The following is a 3,519-nucleotide window of genomic DNA, read 5'->3' as shown; positions in this document are numbered from 1 at the left end:
GCAGCGTTATGCACAGCACGCAGTTATGCACAGTTGGTCCGGCAGCGCGGCGTCGCCGCCCTCGCAAGAGGGCTGCGGTCGCGTCTTTGAACTTCACGTAATCACAAGGTCTTGAGGAACTTCAACAGATCGTCTTCTGCCCGGAACCGCTGTGGGACCACATTGGGATCCTGAAGCCTGGCCAGTGCCTTTTCCTTCATGGCGAGATCGGCCTCTATGTACTGATGCGTTGTCGCCGGACTCTCGTGTCCGAGCCACAGAGCGATCACGCTGATTTCCACGCCCGACTGCAGAAGGTGCATGGCGGTCGAGTGACGCAGGCAGTGTGGAGAGATCGTTCTTCCGGCCAGGCTCGGCGTCGTGAGCGCGGCTTTCTTGACGGCCAATGCCAGGCGCTGCGTCACGTTGGACCGCGTCATCGCCTGTCCGCCACGGTTGGGCAGCAGCGCCGACGTGGGAGTCAGGTCCGGGTTGAACTTCAGCCAGGCGCGGATCACCTTGACCGTCGATCGCCAGAGCGGCACCGACCGCTGCTTGCGTCCCTTGCCATGCAGATGCACGCAGGCGGCGGGTGCCAGCACGACGTCGCCCACTTTTACGCCGATTGCCTCCGACACGCGGGCACCGGTGTTGTACAGCAGGGCCAGCAGCAGCTTGTCTCGCTGGCCCATCCAATCCGCTCCTGGCGCGCCGATCACGGCCAGCATCTCCTCGCGTGTCAGGAACTCGAACATCGGCCGCTCGAAGCGCTTCATCGGCACGCCGAGCGCCTGCTCGACGACCTGAAGTGCCGTCACGTCTCGCCGGGCCGCGAACTTCAGGAACGAGCGCAGCGCGGCCAGTCGCGCATTGCGGCTGCGAACGGTGTTGTGCCGATCGCGTTCGAGATGATCGAGGAAGTCCAGGATCAGCGCGGGCGTCAGGTCGGCGAGCGACAGCGTCGTGGGCGTCTTGTGCAGTTGCGCCTGGGCGAAGTCCAGGAACAGCACGAACGCGTCCCGATAGGCCGCAACGGTCTGCGGGCTCAACGCGCGCTGCTGCGTCAGGTGCTCGGCGAAGAAGGACTGGACCAGCGTCGCGAAGCTCGGCGGAGCGGGCTTGCGGTGTTCAGAACTACTCATCGTCGTTCTCCGCGACGTCGGCGAAGCGTTCGAATCGAGCGCCGGCCAACGCCATCAACTCCGGCACGCCGCTCAGGTACCAGTACGTGCTGGAGATATTGATGTGGCCCATGTACGTGGACAGGGCCAGCATTCGTTGGTCAAGGTTCGCTCCCTGCTGGTGCCACAGGATCATCCGTCTCACGGCGAAGCTATGGCGCAGGTCATGCACCCGCGGTCGGCCATGGCCGCCGCGATCGATCCAACCCAATTGCTCGCGCAGCTGACAGAACACTCGATGCACCTGCCGATCTCCCAGCGGTTCACCCCGGTGCACGCCACGCGAGCCCACGAAGAATGTCATCTGCGGCTTCGCAGGCACGTACTGGCGGCGCAAGGCCCGGTAGGCTGCCATCGGACCGATCACGCTGGGGTGCAGCGGCACCATGCGGGACTTGCCAAACTTGGTCTGCTGTATGGTCAGGATGCCGCCGTCCAGATCTGCATCCGAGTCGGCCAGGTTGATCGCTTCAGAGACCCGAAGCCCGGCCGATGCGATCAGACCGAACAGCGTTGCATAGGTGGTGGCACGAAGGCCATCCGAGGGGCCGAGTCGGCGGGCAGCGACGATCAATGCCGCGATCTCGGCTTCGCTGTAGATGTGAGGCGCCACGCGGCGCGGGATCGGACCGAAGCTGGAATCGTCAGGAACTTCGACAGTCGGATCGAACTGCTGGAGCCAGCGCATGAAGGGGCGCAGCGTTGCCAGTCGGCGCGCTGCCGTGTCGACATTGGCCCGGCCGCCCACGAGATACCGAGGCTGTACCTGGTGCGCCCACTGGACCATCACGTCTACCGTCAACGCGATGTCGCGTCCCTCTCCGACCATGAAGCGAGTGAAGCTGCGCACAGCGAGATCAGAGGAGCACGGCTTGAACCCGAGGCGCAGGCGTTCAGTCAGGTATTGCTCCACCTTGGCGGTGAGGTCGATGTTCGCCGATGCTGCGGCGCTCATGATGCACTCCCAGGCCAAGGCAGAGCGACCTCGGCAAGCAGTTGCAAGTCGAGCTTGGCGTAGATCAACGAGGTGTCCAGCGATCGATGCCGAAGCACATCGGCGACCTCCTTGATCGAACTGCCGCTGTTGACCAGGCGACAGGCCAGCGTGTGACGCAACGAATGGCAACCGCGTGAGATGCCGGCACCTCGCAGGGCACGCCCGATTGCCTGGCTCACTGCATCGACGCCGATGGGCTTGTCGTGTGGCGCCAACCGACGGACGAACAGCGATGGCAGCGTGGTTGCGGGCCGCTCGTGTCTCATGTACTCCGCCAGAGCCTGCCCGGTGAGCACCGGCAGCGGTAGGACATCCTGGCGCTGGGACTTTGTTCGCTTCAAGGTCACCGTTCCGGCACGCCAATCGAAGTCGCCGATCTCCAGCTTGGCGATCTCGCCCACGCGCAGTCCGAGATCCAAGGCCAGGCGCACCATGGCCAGCAGGCGCAGCGGAGCCCGCTTGGCCTCGGCGCAATGCGCTTCGAGGCGCTGGACCTCCTCGGTCGTCAGCGCGCGCGGCAACGATGCTTGGCTCCATCGCACCGGCGACGAGATAGCGCCGAGCAGGCTGTTCACTGCGTCACCGCAGGTCCCGCGGTATCGGAAGTAGGCCCGCAGCGCAGCAGTGACCGCGCTGGAATGCGACCCGCTGCTGACCCGCGTGAGCTCGGTTGCGATGAAGCCGCGAACGTCTTCCGGCTGCAACTCGCCGATGGCGATGGCCTTGCCCGCGAACTTGCATTGCAGCAGACGACCTACGAGTACCAGCCGATCCTCGCGCGTGCCTATCGCCAGGCCGCGGGCGTCGCGCATGTGGACGTTGTAACGGTTCAGTTCTTCTGCAATGGGACCGCTGGGGCCTGGCAGTTCCACGATGACATGCTGTTCCCGCAACAAGGCGAGCAGGTGTCCGAGACTGGCGCTCAAGCCGCTGCGTGTACGCAGAGCCGCGGGATGGCAGTCGCAGCGCGGCAGATGCGAATCCAGAAACTGCTCGACGAGGGCTTCGTCGATCTGTTCGGCAGATACCTGGCACTTCGCCATCCAGTGGGCAAAGTGCGACCAGGCACGAAGGGCAGTCTCCGAGCTGCCTTCGGCGTACCGGCCGCGCTCCAGCAATGCCTGGAACGCCCCGACGTATGAAGACAGCGGGCCATCGAGCAGCCATGCCCTGGCCATCGGGTGCATCGAAAGAATCAAGTCCATGGTGATCTCCAGTTGTGAGATCACCATTCATGCGCCGACTGCGAACTTATGTCCAGTTCAACGGCACCGCCTCCTTGCGATCTACCAGGGCGATCACAGCCTCTGGCGCGTTCAGACTGGCCAACTGTCCATAACTGCGTGCTGTGCATAACGCTGC

At 64.2% G+C, this 3,519-nt stretch carries 3 protein-coding genes; all 3 read right to left on the bottom strand.

The window, feature by feature from the left end:
* Positions 1 to 101: 101 nt before the first annotated feature.
* From AC07X4_RS23815 to AC07X4_RS23805, 3 genes are read right to left on the bottom strand one after another with little or no spacing between them, the layout of a single operon-like run.
* Complete coding sequence (locus AC07X4_RS23815; RefSeq protein WP_015012965.1) at positions 102 to 1,121, bottom strand: tyrosine-type recombinase/integrase; 1,020 nt, start codon at positions 1,119 to 1,121, stop codon at positions 102 to 104.
* The gene (locus tag AC07X4_RS23810; RefSeq protein WP_008903160.1) at positions 1,114 to 2,115 is read right to left on the bottom strand and encodes a tyrosine-type recombinase/integrase; all 1,002 of its coding nucleotides are present in this window, start codon (positions 2,113 to 2,115) and stop codon (positions 1,114 to 1,116) included. The genes AC07X4_RS23815 and AC07X4_RS23810 overlap by 8 nt, the downstream gene beginning before the upstream one ends.
* Positions 2,112 to 3,362, bottom strand: coding sequence for a site-specific integrase (locus tag AC07X4_RS23805; RefSeq protein ID WP_235516236.1), 1,251 nt, complete (start codon positions 3,360 to 3,362; stop codon positions 2,112 to 2,114). The genes AC07X4_RS23810 and AC07X4_RS23805 overlap by 4 nt, the downstream gene beginning before the upstream one ends.
* Positions 3,363 to 3,519 lie beyond the last annotated feature (157 nt).

The organism is Acidovorax sp. GW460-11-11-14-LB4, assembly GCF_059423685.1.
Note: the sequence above shows the minus strand (reverse complement) of the source record. Positions and strands in the feature narration are given on the sequence as shown.